Below are 3,499 nucleotides of genomic sequence, written 5' to 3'. Positions count from 1 at the left end.
CCATAACCACTCCCTTTTCAGCCAAATTTGTTTTTTATCAGCCAAAACACTCCCTTTTCAGCCAAAACCATCAACTTCTCCAAAAATTAAAAGAAAAGCAGAGGACTATCCCCCCTGCTTTTCCCATCAATACTTACGCTACATCTTCATCCTTTTTCTGCGAATTAACAAGAATTTTCTCCAGTTCTTCTAATGATCTACCTTTTGTTTCAGGTACAAACTTCCAAATAAATAGTGCTGATAATAGACTCATAATTCCATAGAAGGAATAGGTTAAGCCACCACTTACCTCCATCATCGCTGGGTATGTGGAAGAAATAAAGTAGTTTGCTGCCCATTGTGCTGCTACCGCAATTGCAACAGCTTGTGCTCTAACTCTATTCGGGAAGATTTCTGAGATTAGCACCCACACTACTGGTCCCCATGACATCATAAAGGATGCAGTATAAATAATAATGAATATCAAGGTCGCAATGCCAATTTTGTTTGAGAAAGCCATAGCAGCTACTCCAAACATACCAATTGTCATTCCAACAGAACCAATAATTAATAGTGGCTTACGTCCAAATTTATCAACCGTAAAGATGGCGATAAGAGTAAACACAACATTGACTAAGCCCATAATAATCGTTTGGAACATGGAAGCATCTCTTGCCGCACCCATGCTTTCAAAAATACGTGGGGCATAATAGAGAGCTACATTGATTCCAACGAATTGCTGAAAGACTGATAATAATATTCCAACAACTACAATTTTTTTGCCGAAAGTAAACAGCTTTGCTTTTGATTTATTGTTTTCATTAAAGGATGCCTTAATTTCAAACATAGTCGCTTTGGCCATTGTTTTTTCATATATTCTGGACAAAACAGTCATTGCCTTTTCATCCTGATTCTTCGACACGAGATAACGTGGTGTTTCTGGAACCGTGAATAATAACACCAAGAATAGGATTGCAGGTATTGCTTCAGATAGGAACATATAGCGCCAACCAATGTCATTTAACCATTCCAACGTTTGCCCACTTGCAATACCCCAGTTTACAAAATAAACGACAAGCATTCCAAAGATAATCGCAAATTGGTTTAAAGAAACCAATGTACCTCTAATTTTTGGAGGTGCCATTTCCCCGATATACATAGGTGAGATTGCTGAAGCTAAGCCGACACCAATTCCCCCAATAATTCGATAGATGTTAAAAGTAATGAGTAGAGCATAGCTTGGTTCTCCTTGTGTGAAAAACAAAAATTCTGGAAACGCAGATCCAAGAGCTGAAATTAAAAATAGTACCGCTGCAATAATAAGGGAATATTTGCGTCCGAAATTTGTAGCGAAGTAACCAGATATAAACCCACCAATAATACAACCTATTAAAGCACTTGAAACGGTAATTCCATGTACAAGGGAACTAAGACCTAATCCATCTGAAAAATAGGCTTGAAGGGATCCTTCTGCTCCAGAAATTACTGCTGTATCATAACCAAATAACAAGCCTCCAAGTGTCGCAACCAACGTGATTAGTACAATATAAAAATAACTATTTTTATTTACCATATGTTTGAAAGAGACTTAATCTCCTTCTTTCCTCCCCTCTTATGATTACTGATAGCCTTTTCATTTCAGCTAATAATAATCACTTTTTTAGTATTCATAGTATTTTTTAGTCTACTAACCTCCTAACCTAACAATACTAAGATGATTCCGTTTTCATTTCTATTTAATAAAGCACTTCATTCATTCATTTCATACTATTAAATTATCACGAAAGCGTATTCTTGATAGCACTTTCATCTTCACTTTTTTGTTATCATCTAGACTTTCTTGTAAAATCCTTACTTCTCTTTGTTTTATTAAGGATTGTTTAGCAATGCTCAGCACTAAAAAAACAGCGACCAATGATCGCTGTTTTTACTGCTGATATTTTAGTCTATATTCACTCGGGCTCATTCCCGTCTCTTTTTTAAATACTCTACTAAACTTTCGCACCAAAAAAATAAGTGCAAATCGTTAGTTGTATTGCGTCTATGGTCTATTAAATATGTTGCTTGACAGTGTTTAATAAAATGAAATAACACCTCATTCTTTGGTATAGTGTAATTGTAGAGAAAACACTACCATACAGAAGAGGTGCTCCCTATATGATAGACCAAAATAGCCAAAACAATCAACTACCAAAAGAACTTAATTCGGTTTTTTCTGAGCTTGAAATGAATAAACACCTGCGCCAAGCAGGAATTAAAAAATCCTTCGGTTTCAGCTGTTCCTACTTATTTCAGCTTGTTTTCTGTTTGATTTTCCAGCACAAAAATTGGTTTTCACTTCTTGATTCAAAGAAAGCCGATCAGTTTCCAGCCAAAGATGCCGTCTATCGCTTTTTAAACCAATCAACTTTTAATTGGCGCCGTTTCTTACTACTGTTGAGCATTTTTACTATTCAAAAGGTGACTCGCCTTACGAATAAAGAGCGTCCAAAAGTACTGATTATCGATGATTCTGCGTATGACCGAAATCGTAGTAAAAAGGTAGAGCTTCTCGCTCGTTGTTTTGATCATGCTTCCCTGAAAATGCGTTTCTTTAAGGGGTTTCGTATGCTCACTTTGGGCTGGTCAGATGGCTATACATTTATGCCAATTGACTTTTCTTTAGTCAGTTCAAAAAAGTCTCAAATCAATGGTATCTCTGAAAAAATTGATAAACGTACTTGTGGATACAAGCGTCGAGAAAATGCATTACAAACTGAGCCTGAACAAGTTCCTGACATGATTAAACGTGCATTAGCCAATGGGATAGATGCAAGTTATGTCCTTATGGATTCTTGGTTTACATTGCCACCACTTGTAAAGTCTATTGTGGATCAAGGATTAGACGTAATTGGTATGGTCAAAGAAACAAAACAACGTTATAACGTAAACGGGGAGATGGTTTCTTTAAAGCAACTATACCGCCTAGCTGGACCCATTCAATCCAAGAAAGGAATTCTTCGTTCCATCCATACGATCATGGCTAATGGAACACCAATTAAAGTGGTATTCATTCAAAACAGAAATAAGAAAAGCGACTGGCTTGCCATCCTCAGCACAGACTGCACTCTTTCAGAACAGGAGATCGTCCGAATCTATGGAATGCGCTGGGATATCGAGGTATTCTTTAAGGCGGCCAAATCTCTTTTGAAACTTGAAAAAGAATTCCAAAGCCGTTCATATGACGCGCTTATTTGCCATACAACGATTGTGTTTTCTCGTTTTATCGTTCTGTCGTGGCAGAATCGCTGTAATACCGATCAACGCACAATAGGTGGTCTGTTTTACGAATTATGCGATGAAGTAAATGAACTTGATTGGGCTGTCGCATTACAGCAATTGATCGAGCTTCTTCAAGATGCACTTAAACAAACGAATAAGAAAATCAAAAAAATAATTCAAAGTCAACTTGAACAGTGGATCGCTGGCCTTCCTAATTATATCAAGGCTTATTTGCCGATATCACTCTGCGAAAGTTGAG

General features: G+C 37.0%; 3 protein-coding genes. 1 reads left to right on the top strand and 2 read right to left on the bottom strand.

The window, feature by feature from the left end; translation table 11 throughout:
- Positions 1-133 precede the first annotated feature (133 nt).
- Both xylE and ADJ83_RS26945 read right to left on the bottom strand, forming a co-directional pair.
- On the bottom strand, positions 134-1,552 hold the full coding sequence (gene xylE / locus ADJ83_RS17700; RefSeq protein WP_031535810.1) for a D-xylose transporter XylE: 1,419 nt from the start codon (positions 1,550-1,552) through the stop codon (positions 134-136).
- A gap of 354 nt (positions 1,553-1,906) precedes the next feature.
- Positions 1,907-1,984: an AraC family transcriptional regulator gene (locus ADJ83_RS26945; protein ID WP_414630345.1), complete on the bottom strand. Its 78-nt coding sequence runs from the start codon at positions 1,982-1,984 to the stop codon at positions 1,907-1,909.
- A 152-nt stretch (positions 1,985-2,136) separates the two neighbouring features.
- Between ADJ83_RS26945 and ADJ83_RS17695 the strand changes: the two genes are divergently transcribed.
- Positions 2,137-3,498, top strand: coding sequence for an IS4 family transposase (locus ADJ83_RS17695; protein WP_048717268.1), 1,362 nt, complete (start codon positions 2,137-2,139; stop codon positions 3,496-3,498).
- The last annotated feature ends 1 nt before the right edge of the window (position 3,499 follow it).

The sequence above is a fragment of the Bacillus sp. 522_BSPC genome, assembly GCF_001076885.1.
GTDB lineage: Bacteria > Bacillota > Bacilli > Bacillales > Cytobacillaceae > Niallia > Niallia hominis.
This window is presented reverse-complemented; position numbering and strand designations above follow the sequence as displayed.

Excerpts from the sequence above, each read along its gene's own strand:
- ADJ83_RS17695 (WP_048717268.1), top strand. The coding sequence starts at position 2,137 with ATGATAGACCAAAATAGCCAAAACAATCAACTACCAAAAGAACTTAAT.
- xylE (WP_031535810.1), bottom strand. The coding sequence starts at position 1,552 with ATGGTAAATAAAAATAGTTATTTTTATATTGTACTAATCACGTTGGTT.